This window comes from Saccharibacillus alkalitolerans (assembly GCF_011090185.1).
GTDB lineage: Bacteria > Bacillota > Bacilli > Paenibacillales > Paenibacillaceae > Saccharibacillus > Saccharibacillus alkalitolerans.
Map to the genome: position 1 here is coordinate 49,121 of NZ_JAAFGS010000005.1, position 25,126 is coordinate 74,246.

The 25,126-nt window shown below is 59.7% G+C and carries 20 protein-coding genes and 1 pseudogene; 11 read left to right on the forward strand and 10 right to left on the reverse strand.

Annotated features, from left to right (window positions below):
* Positions 1-337 precede the first annotated feature (337 nt).
* Positions 338-2,656 (forward strand): S8 family peptidase, encoded by a 2,319-nt coding sequence (locus tag GYN08_RS15235; protein ID WP_166275753.1) that lies wholly within the window; start codon positions 338-340, stop codon positions 2,654-2,656.
* A gap of 106 nt (positions 2,657-2,762) precedes the next feature.
* On the opposite strand, the gene GYN08_RS15240 is transcribed toward GYN08_RS15235, so the two are convergent.
* The 6 genes from GYN08_RS15240 to GYN08_RS15265 form a co-directional block, all read right to left on the reverse strand.
* Positions 2,763-3,560 carry a formate/nitrite transporter family protein gene (locus GYN08_RS15240; protein WP_166275755.1) on the reverse strand — a complete coding sequence of 266 codons (798 nt, stop codon included), beginning with the start codon at positions 3,558-3,560 and terminating at the stop codon, positions 2,763-2,765.
* Between the two features lie 163 nt (positions 3,561-3,723).
* Positions 3,724-4,311 (reverse strand): imm11 family protein, encoded by a 588-nt coding sequence (locus tag GYN08_RS15245; protein WP_166275757.1) that lies wholly within the window; start codon positions 4,309-4,311, stop codon positions 3,724-3,726.
* Between the two features lie 154 nt (positions 4,312-4,465).
* Complete coding sequence (locus GYN08_RS15250; RefSeq protein ID WP_166275759.1) at positions 4,466-5,746, reverse strand: MFS transporter; 1,281 nt, start codon at positions 5,744-5,746, stop codon at positions 4,466-4,468.
* 290 nt (positions 5,747-6,036) lie between these two features.
* Positions 6,037-6,759, reverse strand: coding sequence for a type 1 glutamine amidotransferase (locus GYN08_RS15255; RefSeq protein WP_166275761.1), 723 nt, complete (start codon positions 6,757-6,759; stop codon positions 6,037-6,039).
* Between the two features lie 88 nt (positions 6,760-6,847).
* Positions 6,848-7,294, reverse strand: a complete 447-nt coding sequence (locus GYN08_RS15260; RefSeq protein ID WP_166275763.1) for a DUF6376 family protein — start codon at positions 7,292-7,294, stop codon at positions 6,848-6,850.
* Positions 7,295-7,452: 158 nt separating this feature from the next.
* Entirely contained in the window at positions 7,453-8,448 is a 996-nt protein-coding gene (locus GYN08_RS15265; RefSeq protein WP_166275765.1) for an AraC family transcriptional regulator, read from the reverse strand.
* Positions 8,449-9,271: 823 nt separating this feature from the next.
* Here GYN08_RS15265 and GYN08_RS15270 point away from each other — a divergent pair.
* From GYN08_RS15270 to GYN08_RS15305, 8 genes and pseudogenes are all read left to right on the forward strand, one after another.
* Complete coding sequence (locus GYN08_RS15270) at positions 9,272-10,249, forward strand: GNAT family N-acetyltransferase (protein ID WP_166275767.1); 978 nt, start codon at positions 9,272-9,274, stop codon at positions 10,247-10,249.
* Between the two features lie 33 nt (positions 10,250-10,282).
* Positions 10,283-11,962: a GNAT family N-acetyltransferase gene (locus tag GYN08_RS15275; RefSeq protein ID WP_166275769.1), complete on the forward strand. Its 1,680-nt coding sequence runs from the start codon at positions 10,283-10,285 to the stop codon at positions 11,960-11,962.
* A gap of 39 nt (positions 11,963-12,001) precedes the next feature.
* Positions 12,002-12,835 (forward strand): GNAT family N-acetyltransferase, encoded by an 834-nt coding sequence (locus GYN08_RS15280; RefSeq protein WP_166275771.1) that lies wholly within the window; start codon positions 12,002-12,004, stop codon positions 12,833-12,835.
* A 7-nt stretch (positions 12,836-12,842) separates the two neighbouring features.
* Entirely contained in the window at positions 12,843-13,319 is a 477-nt protein-coding gene (locus GYN08_RS15285; protein ID WP_328802959.1) for a GNAT family N-acetyltransferase, read from the forward strand.
* Between the two features lie 86 nt (positions 13,320-13,405).
* On the forward strand, positions 13,406-13,897 hold the full coding sequence (locus GYN08_RS15290; RefSeq protein ID WP_166275773.1) for a serine hydrolase domain-containing protein: 492 nt from the start codon (positions 13,406-13,408) through the stop codon (positions 13,895-13,897).
* Positions 13,898-13,903: 6 nt separating this feature from the next.
* A complete protein-coding gene (locus GYN08_RS15295) occupies positions 13,904-14,818 on the forward strand; it encodes a phosphotransferase (RefSeq protein WP_166275775.1) in 915 nt (304 codons plus the stop codon).
* Positions 14,784-15,389 carry a GNAT family N-acetyltransferase gene (locus GYN08_RS15300; protein ID WP_166275777.1) on the forward strand — a complete coding sequence of 202 codons (606 nt, stop codon included), beginning with the start codon at positions 14,784-14,786 and terminating at the stop codon, positions 15,387-15,389. The genes GYN08_RS15295 and GYN08_RS15300 overlap by 35 nt, the downstream gene beginning before the upstream one ends.
* A gap of 23 nt (positions 15,390-15,412) precedes the next feature.
* A pseudogene (locus tag GYN08_RS15305) lies at positions 15,413-15,679 on the forward strand (phosphotransferase); the annotation flags it as partial.
* Positions 15,680-15,739: 60 nt separating this feature from the next.
* Here the strand turns inward: GYN08_RS15305 and GYN08_RS15310 are convergent.
* A complete protein-coding gene (locus tag GYN08_RS15310) occupies positions 15,740-16,528 on the reverse strand; it encodes a hypothetical protein (protein ID WP_328802960.1) in 789 nt (262 codons plus the stop codon).
* Between the two features lie 295 nt (positions 16,529-16,823).
* Between GYN08_RS15310 and GYN08_RS15315 the strand changes: the two genes are divergently transcribed.
* Entirely contained in the window at positions 16,824-18,851 is a 2,028-nt protein-coding gene (locus GYN08_RS15315; RefSeq protein WP_166275781.1) for a S9 family peptidase, read from the forward strand.
* Between the two features lie 487 nt (positions 18,852-19,338).
* Here GYN08_RS15315 and GYN08_RS15320 read toward each other — a convergent pair whose 3' ends face one another.
* Both GYN08_RS15320 and GYN08_RS15325 read right to left on the reverse strand, forming a co-directional pair.
* Positions 19,339-21,381 carry a Na+/H+ antiporter gene (locus GYN08_RS15320; RefSeq protein WP_166275783.1) on the reverse strand — a complete coding sequence of 681 codons (2,043 nt, stop codon included), beginning with the start codon at positions 21,379-21,381 and terminating at the stop codon, positions 19,339-19,341.
* Between the two features lie 20 nt (positions 21,382-21,401).
* Entirely contained in the window at positions 21,402-22,769 is a 1,368-nt protein-coding gene (locus tag GYN08_RS15325; RefSeq protein ID WP_166275785.1) for an aminotransferase-like domain-containing protein, read from the reverse strand.
* A gap of 132 nt (positions 22,770-22,901) precedes the next feature.
* On the opposite strand from GYN08_RS15325, the gene GYN08_RS15330 reads away from it, so the two are divergent.
* Positions 22,902-23,930, forward strand: coding sequence for a DMT family transporter (locus tag GYN08_RS15330; RefSeq protein WP_166275787.1), 1,029 nt, complete (start codon positions 22,902-22,904; stop codon positions 23,928-23,930).
* A 189-nt stretch (positions 23,931-24,119) separates the two neighbouring features.
* On the opposite strand, the gene GYN08_RS15335 is transcribed toward GYN08_RS15330, so the two are convergent.
* Positions 24,120-25,079, reverse strand: coding sequence for a cation diffusion facilitator family transporter (locus tag GYN08_RS15335; protein WP_166275789.1), 960 nt, complete (start codon positions 25,077-25,079; stop codon positions 24,120-24,122).
* Between the last annotated feature and the right edge of the window lie 47 nt (positions 25,080-25,126).

Here is a 25,126-nt window from a genome sequence, read left to right on the forward strand (position 1 = left end):
TGATCATTATGTGATTATATAGTAAGTCTAAAAGCGCTTACAGTCAACTTTTTTCTAAAAAAATTTCGATATTTTGAAACAAACAAAAAGAATAACATTCATATTGTTCATTAATGAATCCATTATTGGTGAACTTTTGATAACATTCGACCAAAAAATCGGCATCGAAAGACGGCAAGGGTAAGCGCTCTTTCTTCCTTTAAAAACAAAAAATTTTGCACAATCTTATGGCAGACGCTAAATTCCGCGCCTTTCGCGGCCGATATATGTACATGTCCCAGGCTTATGGATTCATTTGACCCCGTTTGTCGAATATACGAGGAGGAGAGAATACACCATGAATAAAAAGCATCTGTCCGTCGCCCTGTCTTCCCTGCTCGTCCTGCCTCTGCTCGCCCAATCGGGCTTGCCGGCCGCTACCGCGGCTTCCGCGATCGAAGGCACCGACCAGGATGTCGTGATCGTCTATAAAAACGAAGACGGCAAGGAAGCGGCGCTCGAACAAAGCACCGAGGTCCAGCACGAATTCGAGACGCTGCCGGCCGTGTCGGCTACCGTAAGTCCCGCAGATCTGCAGGATCTTGTCCGGAATCCGGACATTGCTTATATAGAACGCAACATTTCGTTCCAGATCGCCGATTCGGAACTTGAAGGCTTCAGTTCCACCCCTCCGGCGAACGCGACCGAGAAGTCGAAATGGAACTTCATTGAGGTCGCACCGAATACGATGTGGCAGAAGGGCTTCACCGGAGCAGGCGTCAAAGTCGCCGTGATCGACTCCGGCATCTCGCCTCACAGCGAACTGAAGATCGCAGGCGGCGTATCTACCGTCGGCGAAGGAACGAATTTCCCGAACTTCGCCGACGATAACGGCCACGGCACGCATGTCGCGGGCATTATCGCCGCCGACAGCGGAAAAGGCGCCGTCGCCGGCGTCGCGCCCGGAGTCTCCCTCTACGCCGTCAAGGCTCTGGGAGCCAACGGCCAAGGCGATTTGAAGGACGTTCTGGAAGGGCTCGACTGGGCGATCCAGAATAAAATGGACATTATCAATATGTCGCTCGGCAGCGCCGAAGACGCGCAATCCCTGCACGATATGGTCGATAAAGCTGCCCAGCAGGGCATTGTCGTCGTTGCCGCCGCGGGCAACAGCGGAAAGCCCGAGAACATCAACCAGGATACCGTCAACTACCCGGCCAAGTACGACAGCGTGATCTCGGTAGCCGCGGTCGATCAGAACCTGCAGCACGCGAGCTTCTCTTCCGCCGGCCCGAGAGTCGACTTTTCCGCGCCGGGCGTAGCCATCACGTCCACTTATCCTGGAGAAAAATACGCTACAGGCGACGGCACTTCCCAGGCCGCTCCGCACGTGGCGGGCCAATTGGCCTTGCTCAAAGAGAAAAACCCTCGCGCTTCCGCTTCCGTGCTGCGCGGGCTGCTGGACAGCTATGCGGTCGATCTCGGTACGCCGGGCCGCGACAATCTGTACGGGAACGGATTCGTGACATTCAAAACGCAAAACGACACGGCCGCTCCGGCGGAAGTCGGCGGCGCCGCCGTCACGGCCGCTTCGACGGACAGCCTGACACTGGGCTGGACGTTCCCGGCGGACATCGACTTCAAAGAAGTCCGCGTCTATCAAGACTCTTCCGCGCAGCCTACGACCGTGACGGACAGCGTCTACACGGCAGCAGGCCTGACGCCGGATACGGCGTACGAATTCCGTCTGACGACGGTAGATACGTCCGGCAACGAATCGCAGGGCGTTAAAGTCTCCGGCAGAACGCAGGCCGTTCAAGCGGCGCCTGCCGAAAACGGAGCTTCCCAGACGCCGGCGCCGGATACGTCCGCGCCTGTGTCCTTCGCGCCGGCTCCTTCGGCTCCGGCGGCTCCTCCGGCCGTTCAGATGCCGGTCGTAGCAACGCCTGCGCCTTCCGGCGGCAGCGCGCAGATTCCTTCCGGCGGCGGCGGTGGCGGCGGCGGTGGCGGCGGAGCCGCGCCGGCGCCTGCGGCTCCGGCAGCTCCTGCTCCGTCCAAGCCTGCCGTCACGACGCCGGCTCCGGCTGCTTCTAAGCCGGCTCCGGCAGCGACAACGCCGTCGGCTCCGACTCCGGTTCCGTCCGCTCCGGCTCAGTCGCCGACGGCCGCAGCACCGGTCAAGCTTCCGTTCGCCGACGTCCCGGCCAAGTTCTGGGGACGCGAAACGGTCGCATGGGCGTTCGAACGCGGCCTGGCCAAAGGCTATGCCGACGGACAGTTCAAGCCGAATGCCAAGGTATCGGAAGCCGAATTCCTGGCCATGCTGATCCGCACCTTCGAGCCGGGAGTGAAGAACTCGACTTCGGGTACGTGGTCGAATACGTACTATGCCCGCGCCAAGCAGTTGGGTCTTCCGGTGCAAGGCAGCGCGTCGAAATCGGCACGCACCCAGATGCTGACCCGCCTTCAGGTAGCCGAGCTGATCGCATCCGCCGACGGCAAGAATTACACCGGAAACGCCGCGATCCGCTACCTGCTTTCTTCCGGCATCGCCAGCGGCACCAGCAAAACGCAAAAAACGATCGCTTCGTTTAACGGAAACCGCACGCTCACCCGGGCCGAAGCGCTTCAATTCCTCAAAAACCTGACGGAAAAAGGCAGCGGAAGCTTGAAATAAGCCCGCCCGATTCCTCGAACGAACGCAAACGAAAAGAAGGGAGAACCGATCGTATCGGTTCTCCCTTCTTTTTGCGCATTCTGCAAGTGTCATCTTTTACCGCCGATCAATGGTTCTCCAGGTCTTCCTGATCCAGGAACGGCTTGTTGACCACGTAATACATGAAGCCCATCAGCCCGACGCCGCCGACGAGGTTGCCCATCGTGACCGGGACCAAGTTATGCACGACGCCCGCCATGGAAATCTCCGCCGGGTGATCGACGACGAGCGCGATCGCGAACGTACACATGTTGGCGATGCTGTGCTCGTATCCCGAGATGAAGAAGCAGAACACGAACAGCATCATCGCGAACATCTTCGCGCCGTTCTCCTTCATGAACATCGGCACGAAGAAGGCCATGCAGACGAGCCAGTTACACAAAATCGCGCGGAAAAACAGCTGGCTGGTCGGCGCTTCCATCTTGTGCTGCACGACGTTGAGCAGGAACCCGTTGATATCCGGCGAAGCGAACAACCCCGTCAGGAAGATGAAGCCCGCGAAAAAAGCGGCTCCGATCAAGTTGCCGGCGTAGCTCATGATCCACAGCTTGACCACTTCCGCCCAGCGCAGCTTTTTGCGCAGCGCGGCATACGTGTAGTAGAAGGTGTTGCCGGTAAACAGGTCGCCGCCGCCGTACGAGATCAGGATGATCGCCGCGCCGAACGTCAGCGCCGCCATCGGGTACGTGAGCGGGGACTGTTCGAGGTAGAAAAAACTGCCGGCGCGGAACGCCACGATGACGCCGAAGCCGATGAACATGCTCGCCAGAACCGAGCGCAGGATGTAGCGGATGACGCTTTGCTTGTAAATCTTGTGCTTTTTGAGCGCTAATAGCTCTACGTTTTTGAGTGCTTCCGTTTCCATGTCGACCTCCGCTATCGCCTAGAATTTGTTAGGTACGGACCGGGAAAAAGTTCCGCAGATGCAATTGATGTATGCTTAACACGTCCGTTTGGCTTTGAATCATCTCCCTATTTTAACGGAGAGCGGCGAAAGCGGATATGGGGAGAGCGAATTATTTTGAATTTTAGACGTTTATCTGTCCGACCGCCGTGACATGCAGATTCAGCTTATGCTTGCGGCAGGCTTCGTAAAAATCCGCCGATATGATCGGTTTCCACAGATTCACGTAAGCCGGCAGGAAAAATTCGCGTCCGCCGATCTCCTCTTCGCGCAGGCAGATCCGGGACACGACCTTCACGATCTTGCGCGGCGGTTCATGCACGGATGCGGCGATGACCGCTTTGCGCCCGTATTCCGACCGTTCGTAATCGAAGACGTCCAGCCGGTCCGGCCGATGCGCGACCCAATAGGTCTTTGCGGCCGGACGTCCGTCGTGGCAGCGTACGGCGGCAGGAATAAACTGCACCCCCGTTCGCCGCTGTTCCAGCAGCGTTTTGAAGCCGTCCGATATGATCTTCGTCCCCGTCGTCGTCTCGAAATAATCGGCTTTGAGGCTGCGTACCGACGACAGCAGCACGACCTCCGCCGTCGTTCCTTCCGGCAGCGGATCGTCGATAGCCGAATAATTCGTGTTCAGTTCGGGTGCGAAAATCGTTTCTCCGCCGATAAATCCGCTGCGGGGGTATTGGGATTCGAGAAAGTAATAGTCCATTCGCTGGGGTTCTCCTTTCGGGTGCGATTCTCTGTCTTCATTGTAAAGGGAGTCCGCATAGGAAAAAAGCCGCCCTGCCCGGAAAGGGAGAGCGGCTTGAGCAGATGTGTCGGAGCAGGCAACCTCTCCGCCGGTCAGGAAGCGCGCAGCGGCTCTAAGCCTGCGCTCGCGAAAGTTCCGCGGCCGGCTTCGCCTGACGCTCCTTAGCGTAAACGACGTACGTCAGCAGGCTCAGCAGCGCGATGCCCGCCATCATCCACTGCACGTAAGACGGCGGCAGCGTGTCGAGCATGCGGCCGGCGGTAACGGAGAACAATCCGCCGCCGACGGCGCAGCCCGCCATCAGGATGCTGGTGTTGCGCGCGATGTTGCGCGGCATCAGCGTCTTGGCGTAGACGAGCGTGACGACGTACAGGCCGGACAGCGTCAATCCGAGCAGCACGATCAGCGCATAGCCGACAACCGCGTTGCGGTTGATCGCGAACAGCGACAGCAGCGCGATCATGCCGCCCCAGTGGATAAACAGATACTTGCGGTAGCCGAGCTTCTCGGCCTCGTAGCCGGCGAACATCCGCCCCGCGATCATGGCGGCCCAGAACACGGTGACGCTGATCGGCGCGGCGGCCGCGTCGGCCATGCCCGTTTCCAGCATCAGCGAAGGCAAGTAATTGACCAGCCCGATATCCGTCGCGCCGTAGAAGAAGAACAGCAGGACGAAGGCCGGGAGCATCAGCGCGCCCGGAGCGCTCAAGATGCGCTTTTTGCGGGCGGAAGGGTGATTCGTCGCCGCGGCGGCCACGACCGCGCCGACCGGGCCGGACGAAGCGGCTCCCGCCGGAACGGCGTTCGGCACCTCCGCCTTGGCTTTGTGCGCCGGCCGGAACAGCGGCTCCGCGTCGCCGAAGCGCGCAAAGCGGACGAACAGCGACAGGAATACGCAGTAGGCCGCGATGCCGAAGAGCGCGTAGCTCCAGTGTCCGCCCGCGATCAGCACCCCGATCGCCAGCGGAAGCACCAGCGAGCCGACGCCGAAAGCGACTTCGAGCCGACTCATCGCGATCGCGGCGTTGGACTGCAGCCCTTCCAGAATGACGGCCGCGATGACCGATTCGATAATCCCGCCCAGGAAGCCCGCCAGCGCGAATCCGGCCAGCAGCAGCGACCACGGCGGCAGAAACGCGATCAGCAGATACGAAGCGGCGACGCCCCAGGCGCCGATATGCAGCATCGCCTTTTTGGACATGCGATTCGCCAGCCACGGCTGGATCAGCATGCCGAAGATCGAAGCGCCGAACTCGATGAAGATCAGCGCGCCCGCATCGGTGTAGACCCGTTCGTACAGCGGAAGCAGCACGGTGATGATCGAAGCGACGGTAACCTTAATGAAACCCATGAGGAGATAAAACAAGCTCCCCATCCAGACCAACTTTTTCAAACTTCGTTCAGTCCTCCTTCGGATGCTTGCTTCTTGCAGCTTTTCTTGCGACTTCTGACTTCTATCGAAAGAACCGCGGGAACAGGACGTCTCGCCTAACACGCCGCCTGTGCCGAAAACGGTTTCTGTAAAGCTCGACAAAGCGCCTGTTCGATCGGTACAGACCGCCTCCGAACGAACGGCAAAAGCGGCCGATTCGGGATCTCCGGATCGACCGCTTCTCTATGAAAGATTATACCGAAAATTGCTGCGCGGTACAGAGGTTTTTCAAGAAAATACAGCAAGAAATTTTATATTTTCTCAAGCGGGCCGGCGGGCATGCCGGACGCCGCGAAATTGCTCAGGATTCCGCGCAGCAAAGCAAAGGATTCCGCGATGCGCTCCTGTTCCGACAGGATAGCTTCCGCGCTTTGAACCGTGACGTGGTCCCGGCGCAAATCATGCTCCCAGACGTCCAGCATCGTGCGCATGCAGGACTGCGACGTTTCCAGATGGAACTGAACCGCCAGCACATTATCGCCCCAGGCGTACGCCTGGTTGGCGCAGTGCTCCGAACTCGCGAGGCGCACCGCGCCCGGCGGCAGATCGAACGTATCGCCGTGCCATTGAAGCGAGCGGAACGCGTCCGGCAGACCGACCAGCGCCGGATGGAAGGCTTCGCTGCGGCGGATCTCGTGCCAGCCGATCTCTTTGAGCGAATGGGCATACGCGCGGCCGCCCAGCAGCTCCGCCAGCATTTGCGCGCCGAAGCAGATGCCGAAGACCTTGATGCCGCGGTCTACGGCGGCGCGGACGAAAGCTTTTTCCGGAACGAGCCACGGGTGTTCGTCCTCCTGATAGACGCCGGCCGGAGAGCCGCCGACGATCAGCAGATCGGTACCGTCCAGCAGCGAATCGTCCAGAGCCTCTCTCGTCGGATTCAGGATATTCAGGCGATGGCCTTCCTCCTCCGCCCAGCCCGTAAACACGGCCGGATCGTCGAAATCGAAATGTTTGAGCAGAATGACCTTCATGCGCGATCGCCCTTTCTTTTTTCTGCTCATTATAAGGATCAAGGGCTGACATCGGCAAGAGGGATGTAAGGTTTTCTTCCGCTCCCCTCTATTGCCCCAACTGCTGCACCTGATCCAACAGTCCTCGGATATTCTGAATCGTCTGCATGACCTGCGAATCCTGCAGCAGATCCGGCGTGAACTCTCCGGCTTCGATGCGCTGCTGAATCCCGTCGATCTGCGTGTTCAGCGTCTCGTTGTAACCGGTCAGCTGCTGATGGATGCCCTGCGCGAATTCCGGGACGTCCGTCTGGGCGAATTCGGATGCGCGCTGCTGCACCCGATCCAGCTCCTGCTCCAACTGCTCCTGCGCCTGCGGATCGTTCGCCGCGTTCTGCGCCATCTGCGGCAGATCCTGCGCCCACTGCGAAGCGTCGTTGATATAATCGACCGCGTCGCCGGTATAGCTCACCGAGCGGTTCACTTCCTCCACCGCCGAACATCCTGTCAGCGCGGCGGCGAACAAAACCAAGGCCAATACGAATTTTCTTTTCATCGATGCACTCTCCTCGCAGCGCGAGCCGATCCGCCGCATCTTTCGCGGACGATCGGCATCATGCGCCTGGTTATGCGTTACATACCCCGACCGGCACGTTATGGTTTCACAAATCCGCATTAGAAATCGATGAGAAAAATTCCGGTTCCCTCGGCGGCTCAAGCTTCCCGAATCGGCAGATACAGATCCGCTTCGCAGTAATCGTCCCGCGTGCTCGCGATGTCGATGTATTCGAAATGGTGCGGATGAGACTGCACGTAAGGCGACCGCGCCAACCATTCGTCCATGTAATTCCAGATCTCGTTCAGGTCGTGGATATTCAGATTTTCCGCATGGAAATTCCCGATGTATTTGAACACCGCGTATTTGCAGCCCGGAATGACGGCCGTATCCCACTCGCCTTCCAGCCCGTCCAACGACGAGACCTCGGCCGAAGTCAAGTAATCCGTCGCGTGCGGCAGATGTTCCGGCGTATAGAGCGTCAGCCCGATGTACACGCCGGGGTTCAGCTTGTTCGGAATGTTCGGATACTCCTCGTAGAAAAAAGAAGCTCCGTGCAGATTCGCCGTAAAGTTTTGCAAATTGTCCGCGACGTCGATCGTCGCCTTCCGTCCGGCGTACAAACTTTGCGGCTTCATGACGAACGTCGGCTCGAACACGACGCCGCGCCGAATCTCCTTGAGCGCCGACGTGTCGTAACGCTCCACCAGCATGATCTCCCGGCGGCCCCGGCGGAACTGCGCCGGCGTCACGCCGAACTGCCGCTTGAACGAGCGGATGTAAGACTGCTCGTGGTCGAAGCCGTAAGCCAGCGCGACATCCAGCACCGTGCCTCCGCTTCCCGCGCCCAGCAGATCCCTAGCGCTGGCCGACAGCCTGCGGGCACGGATGTACTCCATGAGCGGCAGTCCCGTCGCGGCCCGAATCAGGCGATGCAGATGGAACTTCGACAGATGCACATGCTCCGCCAATTCATCGAGCACGATTTTCTCCGTGATCCGCCGTTCCACCTCTTGAAGCACCCGCTCGATCGTTTCGATCGCCCCGTGTTCCCCGGAAAAATCCGCTCCCCGCCGCCTGTCCGGTTCCTTGTTCGTTTCTTTGCTCGTATTTTCGCTTGATTCCGTATGAATGCGCTGCGCTTTTTCGTTCATCCTTGTTCCCCCGCCCGGCTTCCCTGCGGTCCTTTCCCGTGTCCGAACTTTTCTCTTATCCTAACAAAAAAAGCCGGAAGCGTCAGCTTCGGCGTCAAAGTCGGCGTTTGGCCGAACCGCTTGAGCGGAAGAGGCGAACAGACACGGCGTACGACAGAACGAACCGAAAAAAAGAAAAACGGCGTCGGCGCAAAGAGGAGGGGATATCGCGCATCGCTTCGCGCCGTAAAATGAAAAGGAAGCGATCGACATCCATCCGCTAACGGATCGAGATGACGCTTAGCGGACGTTTTGCGGCAGTTGAAATTTCTAACGGAACCAAGCGACGCTTAGAGCCGAAATCGAGCGTTTTGAAGCGGAAAACAGCAAATATCAAGCTTCTAACGGACATACGATCCGTTAGTATCCAAAACCCGTCATATTCGTCTCTTTAACGGACATACGATCCGTTAGCCGATCGGCAGCGGCGCGCCGAACCGCGCCTCGATCTCGGCGGCGGTGCGGGCCATAAGCGCGTCTTCGCTTCTTCCTCCTTCTTCCCGGTTCCCCCGTCGAATCTCCAAGCCTACGGATTTGACGGTCTTCTTTTTCGCCGATTCCGCCCGTACGCTGAACGACGGCCGGGCTGCTATCCTTTCCTCTCCATCCGCTCCCCTCTATTTCAGCCCATCTGTTTCTATCCATCTCCGCAAGAACGGTTCATTTCTCCGCGCCGATCGGGGGCATACTGGAAGCAGGCGGGCTGCCCGCCGGAAAGGAGGATTCCATTTCCATGCAATCCCATTCTGCGAATTCCGATGTTCCTAAGGAGGACTTGATTTCCATGCAACCTGCGACTGCCGCTTATTCGATCCGACATTTCCGCGAAAGCGACTTCCCGGCACTCGGTGCCTTTTACAATCAAACGGCCGAAGGACGGCGCGTCACCTTCTGGTGGGTCGGCGAGCCGGAGAATTGGCCGAACGTCTACTGCGCGTTCGAAGGCGACAAGATGATCGCCAAAGGCCAAGTCGACGTGTTCAGCATCATGCCGGCCGCCGCTGATGCGTCGAATAAGCACCGCATTTTCTTCAATTTGAAAACGCTGCCCGAACGCGAAAACGATGCCGAGCTGATGAACGCGATGTACGAGACGCTGAAAGCTCGCGCGCTGGAAATCCGAAATAATCTGCCGGATACGCACGGCACGCTGCTCTGTTTCGGCAATTACGTCGAAGAAGCGGCCAATACCGACTACTTCGCCGCGCGTCCCGAGTTCTCGCCGCTGAAGCGGCAGTATCGGATGTGCCATGAATTCGCGGACAGACGCTCGCCGAACGCCGCCGAACCAGCCGAAGCAAACGGTTCTTCAAAAGCAGACGCTTTCCCCCTTCCCCAAGGCTACACCTGGCGAGAATTCGACGCCTTGAACAGCGAACAGGCAGACGAATATTTGGCGCTCGATATGGAGATCTGGCCGGTAACGCCGATCGGCGCGGAGCGTCTGGCCGAGATCGTATCGCGTCCCGCTTGGCGGATGCTTCAGATCTGTGACGGGGACGGCAGCCCGGCGGCAAGCCTGATGTATTGGGTCTCCGACGGCGAGACGGGCGAGATCGAAGAAGTGCTGACCCGCGCGGTTCATCGCAGACGCGGCCTGGCTTCGGCTCTGCTGAACCGGGCGCTGCACGAGATCCGGAATCTGGGCTGCGCCGACGCGGAACTCGACGTCGAAGTCCGCAACGAAGACGCTTTGAAGGTCTATCGCGCCGCCGGCTTCGAGGTCGTGACCGAAGAACATCGTTACGGTGCGGAATTGTAGTGTTGACTCCAGCCCGCGCGAAAGGACTTTAAGATGAACAACTCTTCGATTTACGGCTCGATTCCCGGCGAATCCGCGCCGTTTACGCTGGAAAGCCGGGACATCCTGCTGCGCGAATTCGTGCCGGAAGATCTGAACGATTTCTGCGCCGTGACTGCCGAGCCGCATATCCGCGAATTTCTGCCCGACTGGCATGTCGACAAGGAGACGCGGAGAGTATGGCTGCGCGACTACGAGATTCCCGGCAGTCGCGAATTCCTTGAGGCGGCGGCGCGGGGCGCTCAAGTCGAAGACCGGATGCTGCGGCTCGCGGTGATCGAACGTTCGAGCGGACGTTTCGTCGGCTGGTGCTGCACCGGCATCAAGGACGAGCTTCCCCGGCCTAACCGCGAGATCGTCTACGGCCTGTCCGCCGCCTGCCGCGGCCGAGGATATATGACGCAGGCCGTCACGCTGCTTGCCGATTGGCTGTTCGCGCATACGGACCTTCGCCTGATCAACGGTCTTGCCCGCCCGAATAACGTCGCTTCGAACCGCGTGCTGCAAAAGTGCGGGTTCGAACGTCTCGGCGAACTTATGCTGGAAGACGGCCTTTTTCTGCATTACGCGCTGGAACGTCCAACGGACGGAACCCATGATCGCAAACGGATGCCGGACGAAAGTACCCCTGCGAAAATCGCAAACGAAAGCAAATCCGCGCAGCTCTCCCTCGGGAAGGAGCTCTGCCTGCAAACGGCGGCCGCAGGCGACGCGGAAGATCTGCGCGCGCTGATGATCGAGATCGAAGCGGACGAAACGCGCAGATGGTACGAAGGCGGCGAGCGCCCTTATATTCCCGGATTCGATTCGCTGTCCATGCAGATCTATCAGATGCGGGATGGACTGTACGATAAAATCATGCTCGGAGACCGGCTTGTCGGCGTCGTGCTCGTCTCGACGACGGGACGCGAACACGGACGGATCGACCGGCTGTACCTCTCGCCTTTCGCGCAGAATGCCGGCATCGGTTCGCGGGTGCTGGACCTGATCGAACGCAAGCATGCTTCCGTTACGGAGTGGTCGCTCGACACGATCGTCCGCAGCCCGCGCAACCTGCATTTTTACGAAAAAAACGGCTATGTGCATACCGGCGAAGACGAGGAATACGCGTATTACGTCAAAAAGATCGGCGTATCCGGAGCTAACCGGGCAGCCGGGCCATCTTTTTCGCCGCACGGGACAGACGCCAACGAAACCGCCGATGCACCGGATGGGGAACATGACTCGGCGGCCCGCGACGATGCCCACATCGTCAGAACAGACGAAACAGGCACGTCCGCGTCCGCGGACGAAGCTTGTTTCCCTCCGGCTCCGCGCTTCGAAAACCGCTCGTTCGCCCGCGCCGATTTCCGGCACTGCGATCTGAGCGAGGCCGACTTCATGGGCGGCGATCTGTCGCGTTCGGCTTACTCCCATCTGAATATGGCGCAGGCTTCTTTCAACAACTGCAATCTTAGGGAGCTGCGGCTCGCCAACGCCAATCTCCGCGGCTCGCGGATCGGAGACTCCTCGATGGACGGTTCGGAGATTCTGCACGTCTCGCTGACGGGGACGTCGATCCGGAACTGCGATCTCTCGAACGTACGCCTTGCGGACTGCAGGTACGCCGGCATGACGATCGACGGCATTCCGGTCGACGATCTGCTGACGGCTTATCGGAGATCGGCCGAATGACCGGGTCGCCGCCAAACTTTCTTTTGAAGGAGATGCCTTATGATTACCGAATTGGATCGGCAGCATTTTCATAAAGTGTTCCTGCTGCTGGAATCCTGCCGAAATATCGAAGCCCGCGCTGTCGCCTGCGGAACGAATCCCGGCGCCGTTTATGCGGATCATCCGGAATCGCCGACCGCCGCTCTCGTCTGGATGCAGGGTCTGCAGGGATTTCAGCTGATCGGCGATCCGCGCAGCGCGTCTTTGTCGGCAGGCTTGGACGCCTGCATGCGCGCGCATATCGAACCCCGGCTCGCCGGGCAGCGGCTCGGCACTGTAGAGATCGGAGTCGACTCCGCCGTTTCGGATCAAGTTCTGTCCTCCCTTTTTCCCGTCCGCCGTGTGCAGGTCGATCGGCAGCATGTGTTTGCTTTGAAGCCGGATCACACCCCGGTTCCCGCGCAAGCATCCGAAGTTCGGACACTGCCGCCCCGGACCGCAATCCGCAGCATGGACCTGGCTCTGCTGAAGTCCCGGGAGTTTGCCGATTTTTCTTTTTTGAAACAAAAAATCTTGGCATGCTGGGATTCGTTCGACGCTTTTGCGGAGCATGGCTTCGGCTGTTTGGCGGAGCAGGACGGGCGGATCGTCAGTCTGTGCTTTTCCGCCTTCGTGCACGGCAGCACGCATGCTGTGGATATCGAGACCGCGGAAGAGTACCGCAACAGCGGATGCGGAACCGCGGTCGCCCGACATTACGTGCAGGAATGCATCCGGCGCGGACTGCGTCCTTACTGGGACTGCACGCCGGAGAACGCCGGATCGATCCGCATCGCGGAAAATACCGGGCTGTCGCCGGATTTCGATTACCGCGTTTTTTGGTACGAACTCTAATAATGAGGTGAACTTTATCCAACTTATCCAACCATCGATTACTCTTCGCCCGCTCACCCGGGAAAACTGGGAAGAATGCGCGGCGCTGAGCGTCAAGCCTAAGCAGCGGCATCTTATCGCGCCCAACGTCCACTCGATCGCCGAAGCGCAGTTTCTGCCGGGCTTTTCGAGTCTGGCGATCTACCGGGGAGATACGATGATCGGCTATACGCTGTTCGGACCGGACCCTGACGATCATGGCATGTACTGGATTCACCGGCTGATGATTGATGCCCGTTATCAGCAGGCCGGAGCCGGATTCCAAGCGGTTCTTCGCGTTATCGAAGAGATCGGGGAACGACCGGATCGGAGCGAGCTTGTACGTCTCGGCTATCATCCCGCCAACGAGGCGGCCCGCAAGTTGTATGCGAAAGTCGGCTTTGCCGAAGAAGGCGTCGCGCCCTGGGGCGAGATGATCGCGGCATATGCTTATTCACAGCGATAAAAATTATAAGCAGGTAAGGGAACGCCGAAGTCCGGGACGAATTCGAACGAGCGGTCAAAAAGGTCAAGATCAAAAGCTGTCTCGTCATGAAAGACGACCGTCTGGTGTTCGAATATTACAAGAACCGAAAAATCGAACGCGGTCCGCAAAAAATCAACTCGTGCACAAAAAGCATTTTGTCGATCCTGATCGGCAGCCTCGACGCCCCCCGCAAGCGGGACATCACGATCGAAGATCTGCTGACCATGTCGGCGGGATTCGACTGGCCGGAATTCGGCGAGTGGAACTTTTTCGCTCCGATGGTGTTCAGTCCGAACATCGTGAAATTCGTGTTCGATAGAGAGCTTAGGCATGACCCGGGCGAAAAAATGAATTACAATTCCGGCTGTTCGCAAGTATTGACGGCGATCCTTCAGAAAGCGACCGGCATGAAAGCCGTCGATTTTGCCAACCTTCATCTGTTCCAACCTCTTGGCATTATGAATGCGCGCTGGTACGAGGACACGCTGAAGCCGCTGAAGCTATTCGAAGAATTCGTTATTCGTTTTGCATATGAAAAACAGCGAGAAGGAGTTTGACCCGCGATGTTCGAACCTACCCTGCATAACGTGAACGACCTGTTCCGACGGCACGGCGTTCGCGAAGAAATCGTACGTATCGAGAAATTATCCGGCACGACCGCGGGGCTTGTGCTGAAGCTGGAATCCCGGCAGGAAAACGCCTATGTTTTAAAGTTCGATCATCCCGATTCCGTTCGTCCCGTCCGGCGGCTGCTCGAAGCCTACGCAAGTTCCCCGCTGCTTCCACAAGTGCTGCTGACGGCGGAAGACGACTCTTACTTTGCGTACGCGTTCATGGAAGGCACGACCCATTTCAACCGCGGGGCCAAAAAAGATTGGATGAAGGCGCTGACCGTCGGACTGCTCAACCGGTACGAGCCCTGCGAAGACGCCGATTATTGGGGCCGAACGGAATACCCGAGGGCAAGCTGGCGCGAGTTCAACGAGATCGGCATCGAAGAAGCCCGGATCAATCTTGGAAACGTGCTGACGGAAGACGATTACCGATACGTCAAACAAACGGCCGATAAATTGTTCGATTCCGAAGCGGAACAGGGGGCGAAATATGGGCTGCACGGCGACACGGGCGTTCATAATTTCGTTTACCGCGATTCGGCGCTGATCGGCGTCATCGACCCGTCGCCCATGGCGGGGCCTATCCTGTACGATTTTCTGTACGCGTTCTGCTCGTCTCCGGACGACCTGAACATCGAGACGCTGCTCGCCGCGCTCGACGATCTCGAACACGTCCAAATCCGACGCCCGAGGCTGATCGAAGAAACGCTGATTCAGCTGTACTGCCGAACCGGGCTCAGCGTCAAGCATCACCCGCACGATCTGCCCGGTTATCTTGAGGCCTGGAGCTATTGGACGGCATTGTGCCGACGACAAGAGGAGGATGACCATGCAAAATCCGCAGACGCAAAGTCCCCCTATTGAAATCCGGGAGCTGGCTCCCGAAGATGCGGCCGCTCTTGCGCAGATCGACCGCTCCGAACAGATCGAATCGATCTGCCGCATCGAGAACGGCCGCGAAGTCTGGACGGCAACCGGGCACGAATGCCCGTCCTGGAACGAAGAGCAGCTGGCCGAGCTTCAGAGCCGCTTCCGGCGCGAACTTGAAGCCGGCGGCGCCGCGTTCGGCGCTTACGACGGCGAACGGCTGGCCGGCTTCGGCGTGCTCGGGCATCGCTGGATCGGGCCGAGAGCCGACACGCTGCAGGTCGATCTGATGTACGTGAGCCGCCCTTACCGCAGAATCGGCATCGGTTCGCGGCTGATGGGCGTCCTGAGCGAAGAAGCGGCCGCGCGAGGCGCGGCGGCGCTCTACATCTCGTCGACCGAAACGAGTTCGGCCGTAGGCTTCTACCGCAGCTTCGGCAGCGTCAATACGGACCGGCCGGACCCCGAGCTGTTCGCGCTGGAACCGCTGGACATTCATATGGTGCGGCCGCTGAAACCGCACTCCCCTTTAAAGGGATCAGCAAGGAACGTTCGACATGAGCCTTAGAGAAAAAAACGACTTTGCCCGGCGAAGAAAACCACGGCCTGATCCACGGCGATCTGCATACGGGAAATTTCGTTTTCCGAGGCTACGATCCGTTTCCGATCGACTTCGGGCGATGCGGCTTCGATATGATCGCGATCATGATCGAAAATTATGCCCATCATTCTTCCGATCCGAACGAAACGGCGAATCTGCGGAGCGAACAGCCCTACGCCCTGGCTTATATCCGGGCTTACCTGGAAGAAAAACCGTTTCTGTTCGAACGGCTCGGAGCAGCGAAAAAAGGACGGTAACGCGGCTTTGCGCCGCGTCCCGTCCTTCTTTTTTTCCGCCGAACCGATGGCTTCCCTGCCTCACGCCATTCCTTCCTCCGCATACACATCCAGCGCGATCCGCACGACGCTCTCGTCGATGCCCGACCGCCTCGATATGCGTCCTGCCCATGTCTCTTCGCCGTTCGGCTCGCTCTCGCGGAACAATCCTCGATCGCTGCTGACCCGCGCTTGTCCGTTCTCGTATTCCCAGTGGACCGTCCGTCCGTCGGTACCGGTGCACAGCCGAATCCGCTTCTCCACCAGCGGCCGCGACAGCAGGCCCTGCGAATAAGCCGCGGCCTCCTTGAACTCCGCTTCGCTCGTCGGCTCGAGGTCGAACGAGGCTCGGCTCTCCTTGCCTCCGGGGCGCATATAGCGAATGTTCGCCGCTTGACCGTCGGAAGACACCGCGATGCGGGCGCCCGGGAAAAAGCCGGACAGCGGCGCCTCGGTATAACCCTCTCGATCCGGTTCCACCAGCACGGGCTGAATCCATTGGTCGCCCAGGTCGCACAAATACCGCTCCCCTTCGTGCCCGAGCGCGATGACCGCCGCATGCGCGTCGTCGGTTCCCAGATGCTCGCCGACCGGATAGCAGGCTATGCCTTCGTTTCGCAGCTCGTCGAGCAGCCACAGCGCCAGGTCGAAACAATTGCCGGACGTGCCGTATTTCCCCCGGTCTTCGCGCATCCGCTCCACGCTTCTCGGGCCGAACTTTTCGCCGTTCGCGTGCAGCCAGGCTTTGGTCAGGGTCTCCATCGGAAAATCGTCAAACCGCCGCCACACCCGCAAAATTTCTTCCGTCGCCTTCATTCCGCATTGATTCACCTTTCTTTTTCCGGCAAAACAGCCTGTGCGGCCGAGTTCCTCGAAATACAGCTTTCAGTGTCTTCAATCGCTTATTAAAATAAATTCTACGGTATTTTTACCCAATCGCCAATGAATCGCAGGTCGCATAATGCTTGCTTTCGGCAAAAACCGACAGCTTTTATTTTGCCTGCAGGCCGAACCGATCCCGTTTTTTCGCCGTTTCTTCCGCGTCATGTCCGGTTTGCCGATTTTTCCCACATCCCGTATCATGAAAGTTAGCGTAACTGCAGCATATACATAGGAGGCGTAAGCAATGAGCGAAAAGCGCGGATTGACCGCGGAAGATTTGTACCGCTTCGTCTGGGTGGGCGCGCCCGACGTATCGAAAGCGGACGGACGCATCGTCTACACGGAACGGACCGTCAACGAAAACCGGGACGGCTATCTCACCAAAATTCGCGTCATGGACGCGAACGGCGAAAGCGACTTTGCGTTTACTTCGGGAGAGCAGGATTCCTCCCCTTCCTGGTCGCCGGACGGCGGCAAGCTTGCCTTCATCCGCAAGCGGGACGACAAGCGGCAGATCTGGCTGATTCCCGCGAACGGCGGCGAAGCCCGCGTGCTGACCGACCTGCCGAACGGCGCGGGATCGTTCAAATGGTCGCCGGACGGGCTGCAGCTGCTCGTCTCTTCGGAAGTCGATGCGGCAGGCGAAGAAGCCGCGGGAGAACAACAAAGCGGGGACGGCAAGGAGAAAGAGCTTAGAGAAACGGTCATCGACCGCATCCGCTACAAAAGCGACGGCGGCGGCTTGTGGAACGGCAAGCGGAACCATCTGTTCGTCGTCGACGCTTCGACCGGCGAGGCGCAGGCCGTGACGTCGGGCGGCTACGACGCGGGAAGCTTCGCCTGGTCGCCGGACGGTTCGCGGTTTGCTTTCAGCGCCTATATTCCGGAAGAAGGCGAAGAGAACGATCCGGATTTCCTGCTTGTAAGCGACCTGTACGTCGCGGACGCGGACGGCGGCAATCTCCGCAAATTGACGGGCTCCGATTGGGGCATCGGCCAGATGGCCTGGTCGCCGGACGGCTCGAAAATCGCGTTCTTCGCGAGCGATCAGTCTTACCGCAACGCGACGCTGAGCCGTCTCTATCTGATTCCGGCCGAAGGCGGCGAAGCGCTCTGCTTGGTAGGCGATCGCGACCTGCTGGTCGGCAATTACGTCGTGGGCGACATGCGATCGGGACTCGGTTCGCCGGACCCGCTGTTCTCCGAAGACGGCAGCTCGGTGTACGCGCTGTTCACGAGCCGCGGCAGCGCCGGACTGGCCCGTTTTGCGGCGGACGGATCCGGGCACGAAGTGCTCATGGACGGCGACCGCGACGTGTATCAGCTGACGCCGGATCACGACGGCGGCTTCATTGTCGCAATCTCGGATGCGCTGAATCCCGGCGATTTGTACCGCTTCCTGCCGGGCACGAAGGAAGAAACGCGCCTGACCGATGCCAACGGCTCCTGGCTCGGCGAGCATGAATTGAGTGCGCCGGAAGCTTTTTGGGTCGACACGAAGGACGGCTGGAAGGTGCACGGTTGGATCATGAAGCCGGTCGGCTTCGATTCGGAAGACGCGGACGGCGGCGGTTCGGCGGGCAAAGTGCCGACGATTCTCGAAATCCACGGCGGCCCGCACATGATGTACGGGCATACGTTCATGCACGAGTTCCAACTGCTGGCGTCCAAAGGTTATGCGGTGATCTTCTCCAATCCGCGCGGCGGACACGGCTACGGCCAGGAATTCGTCAACGCCTGCCGGGGCGATTACGGCGGCGGGGATTATCGCGACCTGATGGAGACGGTGGACTACGCGCTGGCGCATTACGACTTTATCGACGAAAGCCGCCTCGGCGTGACGGGCGGCAGCTACGGCGGCTTCATGACGAATTGGATCGTCGGCCATACCGACCGCTTCAAAGCGGCGGTGACGCAGCGCTCGATCTCGAACTGGATCTCGTTCTACGGCGTCAGCGACATCGGCTTCTTCTTCACGGAAGACCAGATCGGCGGCGACGCCTGGCAGGACACCGAGCTGCTGTGGAAACATTCGCCGATCGCCTACGTGCAGCAGGTGCGCACGCCGCTGCTTATCCTGCACGGGGAGCAGGACCTGCGCTGTCCGATCGAACAGGCCGAGCAGCTGTTCACCGCCCTCAAGCGCCTCGGCCGCAAAACGCGGCTGGTCCGCTTCCCGGGCGCCAGCCATGATCTGTCGCGCGGCGGCCATCCGTCGCTTCGTGTGGCGCGGCTGTCGCATATCGCGGGTTGGATGGACGAGTATTTGTAAGCTTGCGATCGCGAACAAATCCGTTACCGAAGATTGAAGGCCTGCCGATTCGGCAGGCCTTTTCGCACACAGCTTGATAAGAAAGGCAGTCCGGAATAAAACGCGGCCGCAAATGCTGCAAATATCCATCATTTTCGTGCGGCGAGGAGCTTTTTTGAGCGAAATGTTGCAAGTGTCCATCATTTTCGATCTTTTCGCAGCTTATAAGAGGTTTTCGCACAAAAATGATGGATACCGGCAACATTTTTCTCCGATGTGTGTTCTGTCTCCGAAAATGATGGATTTCTGCAGCATTTATGCAGCATTTAGACCTTTCGAATACTGTCGCTCGAACAAATATCCTGACCATCCGACAGCGCTGACAATGAACGCTAATGATCGCGGCTCATCACCAAGTCTTCGGGTTTCTTCAAGAAAAACCCCGAACCTGCCAAGCTGCAGGTTCGGGGTTTTTGCGATGCGCATTTTTTGGCGTTTCCTTGCGGAATCAATGCCCGAAATTCTCCTCCTCCGGCACGTCCGTCTCCAGGTACCGGATAAACTGCCTCAGGCGGCCGGCCAGTTCGCGCGAGATCTCGCCTTTTTCGAACAAACGCTGCACGTGGTCGCGCTGCTCCTGAATGGCGGCGAGGCGCTCCTGCATGCGGTGCTCCCGCTCTACCCGTTCTTCTTCGGTCTCTTCGCCCAGCAGGCCGAAATTGACCTGGGCCAGACGGCCGATCAGCCGGTTGTAGCCGTCGATCAACCGCTGGGCTTCGATGCGGTTCTCGTCGGTCGTCCGCTTCTCGATCGCCTCGATCGCTGCCTGCGCCATGCGGGTCTTGGCGGTCTGCATCGAGCAGAACGCCTGTTTATCCGCCATGCCGCCGCGGCGGCCGCGGGCGAACAGCGCGGCGGCGAAGCGGCCGATGTCGGCGGCGGGAGCGGCCACGCGGGCTTCCAAGCGGCCCGGAATGCTCTCTTCGATCCGCGTCAGATGCTCGAAGATCGAAGTCGCTTCCTCCTGGCCGAGCTCGCCGTCCTGCACCATCCGGCTCAGTTCGCGGCGCTGGGCGCGGATGCCGGCGTACATCAGATCGGCTTCGCGGCGAGGCGCTTCCGGATCGGCCGCGTAGGACTGGGTCGCTTCCTCCATCCGCTGCAAATATTTCGTGAAGTCTTGAATCTCCGACGCCGCGACGGATCGGCCTTCGTCCAGGTCTTCCTGCCCCAGTCGCTGGGCGATCGCGCTCAAAATGCGGCGTTTAAGCGGCTGTTCGGTTTGCTGCCCCGCTTCCGCCTGCTCCCTGCCCGAGAGAAGCGGCAGCAGAATGCTGCCCGCCAGCAGCGTAAACAAGATGACTCCCGCCGCCAGGAAAAGGATCAGGTTCCGTTCGGGGAACGGCGTGCCTCCCGACAGCATCAGCGGAATCGAGAAAGCGCCGGCCAGCGTGACGGCGCCCCGAACGCCCGACAGCGCGGTCTGTGCCGCCGCTTTGAACAGCGCCATGCCGCTCCGTCCGGTTCCGCTGCGGCGGTTCGTAAACAGCCAATAGGCATAAATCCAAACAAAACGCAGCACGATCAGTCCCACCGAAATCCAGGCGACATGCCACAGCGCTCCGAGGCTGCTGACCTTCGGATCTTCGAAGATCGTGCCCAATACTTCCGGCAGCTGCAGGCCGAGCAGCACGAAGACGAGGCCGTTCAGCACGTACAGGAACACCGACCATGTACTGCTGGAAACGACCTGCAGCTTGACGCGGGTCGATTCGGCGCGGTCGCGTTCGATCGCGTGCACGACGCCCCCCGATACGGCGGCCAGGATGCCGGACAGTCCCAGGTGCTCGGCGACCAGATACAGCACGAACGGCGTGACCAGCTGGATCAGTACGTGCAGCGTCTCGTCCTCCATCCCGAAGCGGCGCAGGAAGACCCGAATCCGGATAATGACGAACGCCAGCACGGCGCCGATCAGCAGACCGCCGATCGCGATCAGCAGGAAGCTGAGCGAAGCCTGGTAAATCGAGAACGTGCCGGTGACGGCAGCCGCGACGGCAAACTTGAACGCGACGAGGCCCGAAGCGTCGTTCACCAGCGCCTCGCCTTCCAGCAGGCGCATGATGTCTTTCGGCAGCTTGATCCGCCCGGCCAGCGAGCCGACCGCGACGGCGTCGGTCGGCGACAGAATCGCGGCCAGCGCGAAAGCGGCGGCTAGCGGAATCGACGGAATGACCCAGTGGATCAAATAGCCGAAGATAACGACCGTCACGAAGACGAGTCCCAGCGCCAGCAGCAGAATCGGCGCCCTCAGATTCCACAGTTCGTTGCGGGGCGTCATCCGCCCGTCGTTGAACAGCAGCGGAGCGATGAACAGGACGAGGAACAATTCCGGCTCCAGCGGCACATGAATATGCGGAGGAAGCAGCTCCGCCGCGACGCCGAGCCCGATCTGAACGAGCGGAACAGGGATAAAGGGCAGAAAGCGGTTGACCACGTTCGAGATCCCGATGATCGCGAGCATGACCAGAATACTGATGAACAGCTCCATACGGTGTTCGCTCCTTTCGGTTAAATTCGGCTGGGCGGCCGCGTCCGGCGGACAGCCTGCGCCAGCTCCTCGGCAACCGCCGAGACGCCGACGGGAATGTCGTCTTCGCGCACGCCGGAGACGTTCAGCTTCAGCATGGCTTCGGTACGGAAGCCCCTCAAGTAATGACTGTTGGCGCTCTCCGCGACGATGCCCCGCCGGCGCAGCCGGTCGATCGCCGAGGAGAGCGCGGCCGGAGCCGCAGGAAGCAGATGGGTATGAATGCCGCCTTCGGCGGGCGGCGGTCCCGCAAAAGCTCCGGGATACGCGTGCAGCGCCTCCCGGATCGCTTCGCTCAGCAGCTCCGAGCGCCGGCCGTAACAGCGGCGGATTTTCTCGCGGTGCCGGTCGAACATGCCGCTTTTCAAATACAGTTCCAGCGCGGCCTGCGACAGCATCGAGCTGTCGATGTCCAGCAGCTGCTTATGGCGCCGGAACGATTCGGTCAGTTCGAGGGGCAGAACGGCGGCGGCGACGCGAAGTCCGGGGAACACGATTTTCGAATAGCTTTTCAGGTAAACGGTCCGGTCCGCGCGGTCGTACGCATAGATGGGATCGGACTTGGCATCGCGTTCGAGATCGGACATATAGTCGTCTTCGACCACATAGACCCCGTAACGGGCGGCCAGCTCGGCGATCGCTTCTTTGTGCCGGCGAGAATAGGAAGCGCCCAGCGGATTATGGAAGCGCGGAATCGTATAGAAAAATTTGATGCCGCCGCCTCGGAACAACGTTTCCAGCTCGTCCAGATCGACGCCGTCCGCGTCGCGCCGAATGCCGATCGCCGGAATGCGGTGTTCCTCCAGGTACGCCGCGCACAGCGGATAACCGGGCTGTTCGAGAAGAACCGTCCGCTTCCCGTCCGGAAACGGCATGCCGGCGAGCAGCGTCAGCGCCTGCTGTACGCCCGAGGTGATAAAAATCCGGTCGGGCTCCGCGAATACCTGATAGTCCGTCAAATGCCGCTGCATTTCCCGAATCAGCGAAGGCAGCCCCTGCGGCGTTCCGTATATGAACAGGTCGTTCCGGTACGTGTCGATCGCTTTGTTCAGACAATGCTGAAAATCGAGGTACGGAAAAATGCCGGGGTCCGGGGCGGAGCGGACAAAATCGATCGTTTCGCCCCGCGTCTCCCGCCGCTCCGTACCGCCGAGCACATAGTAACCGCTCTTCGCCGAAGCATAGATCAGATGCGTCCGTTCCAGCTCGGACAGGGCGCGGATTACGGTACTTTTGCTGCAGGAGTAGCGGTCGGACAGGACCCGGATCGAGGGCATCTTGTCGCCTTCCTTCAACGATCCGCCAATCATGCTTTCCAATTCGTTCAGCAGCTCCATGTATTTGTACACTCGCACGCCTCCTCCCTTCTGTACCGGTACAGATTGTCATTATGTAGATTGTAGCATGCTCCAGGCCTCTTTAGAATAAAAATACAGATGCGGCCGCATCGCTCAATCGCAAATTACGGAGGCTGAACGCTTATGTCCAACCGCTCGACAAGCCGCGCCTACGCGGCCGCCCTATCTACCGCGCTCATTATCGGCTTTTCTTTCTTGTTCGTCAAAGTTGCCCTGCAAACCGCCGACCCGCTCGATATTTTGGCTTACCGCTTCCTGTTCGCTTTCGCGGCCGCTTCCCTGTTCGCGTTCCCGGGCCGGCAGGGACTGCGAAACGTCCGGGCCGGCGCGTTCAAGATGCTTCCGGTCGCTCTTTTGTATCCGATCGCTTTTTTCGGTTTCCAGACGTTCGGCCTGGTGCATGCTTCTTCGGCGGAGGCCGGAATGATCCAGGGGGCGGTGCCGGTGTTCACGCTCATTCTGGCGATGCTGCTGATCGGCGAACGAACCGGCCGGGCGCAAAAAGCGTTCACGCTGCTGTCGGTCGTCGGCGTCGCCTGCCTGTTCGCGGGCCGCGAAGGCGCCGTCTTCTCCGCCAGCCTGATCGGCATTATGCTGGTTCTGTGCTCCGCTTTTTCGCAGGCCGGCTACAATGTGCTCGCGCGCAAGCTCAGCGGCACATACAGCCCGAAAGAACTGACCTACTATATGAACCTGATCGGCTTCGTCGGCTTCGGCCTGACCTCGGTCACCCGCCATACGGCGGACGGCACGCTGCCGCGGCTGCTAGGTCCGCTGGCCTCTCCGTCCTTCCTGCTCGCCATGCTCTACCTCGGCGTGCTGTCGTCGCTGGTCACCTCGTATCTATCGAATTACGCGCTGTCGCGCCTTGAAGCTTCCCGCGTCAGCATCTTCGGCAGCCTCTCCGCCGTCGTCGCGCTGGGTGCCGGAGCGCTGCTGCTCGGCGAACGGGTCCCTTCCGCCGCTTTGCTGGGCGCGGCCGCCATTTTGGCGGGCGTCATCGGCGTCGCGCTGTCCGGAAGGCGGCCGGACAGCGCGAAGGCGGCTCTTGTTCAACCTGCCTCCGCAGCCGCTCATGCCGCTTCCTTTGCCTCCGAAGGCACGCCAGACGCCCAACAGTCTTCCAGGAGAGACGGGCCGGGCAGGCGCTGAGCGCGATTTTTGCCGACGCCATGCCGCACTCCCTCTCCTTAGCCCCGGCTCTGCGCCAAATCAAAAAGCTGTACGACGCCGCGTATGCGGCAGATCGTACAGCTTTTTGACGGCTTTTTATTCGATTCGATCTTTCGTTCGATCAGCGCAGACCGTCTTCCGTGCAGCCTGCTTGCCCTCGCTTTCCGTCTAATCCGGCAGATCCGTTCCGCCGGAACCGCCGATGCTGACGGGCGTCTCGGTTCTGCCCGCCGCCGGAGCGCCGGGATACCAAGGATTCAAATGAATCATAACCTCGCTTACGTTCGGATGGGCGGACAGAATCGCCTTTTTGATCTTGCGGATAACGTCGTGCCCCTGCTGAATGGTCATCTGCGCGTCGACGCCGACCCGAAGGTCGATGATGATATACTGTCCGTGTTCCCGGGCGCGAATCCGGTCGATCCGCTTGACCTCTTCGACGCTCCGCACGATGCGTTCAAGCTGGGCCAGTTGTTCGCTGCCGATCGCTTTTTCCATCAGGATATCGATCGATTCGCGGGCCATATCGGCCGCCAGCTTGAGCACCAGCACGGCTACGATGATTCCCGCGACCGGATCGGCGTAAGCGAGCGCGGGCATGTCGATCAACTGTCCCAGCAGCCCCAGTCCGATGCCGAGCACCGCCGCGCCCGACGCGTACACGTCCGCCAGATGATCCTGCGCCGTCGCGATCAGTCCCTTGCTGTTCACGCGGCGCCCGATGCCGATCGTATATATATAAAGCACCAGCTTCCAGATCAGCGAGACGACGGCGGCGATCAGGGCGATCACGTGCGCTTCCGGAATCGGCTCGAACAAGGCGACGACAGAATGGTAGCCGACGTAAAAGGCCGCCAGCAGCAGGATGGTCGCTACGACGCTCGCGCCGATCACTTCCGCTTTTCCGTGTCCGTACGGATGGTCTTCGTCCGGCGGACGGCTCGAAATGCGCATCGAGCCGAGCGCCGCCGCCGAAGCGATCACGTCGCCCGCGTTATGCACGCCGTCGGCGATCAGAACCGGGCTGTTGAACAGCAGTCCGACCGCGATTTTGAGAATCGTGAGCAGCACGTTGCTGATCAGGCTGATCCAGGCCGCGAAAATGGACTGGTTCTTCTGTTGCTCCATCGCTTTTTCCCTCCCGGCCCCAAGACCTGCGAACTTTACCGAACATC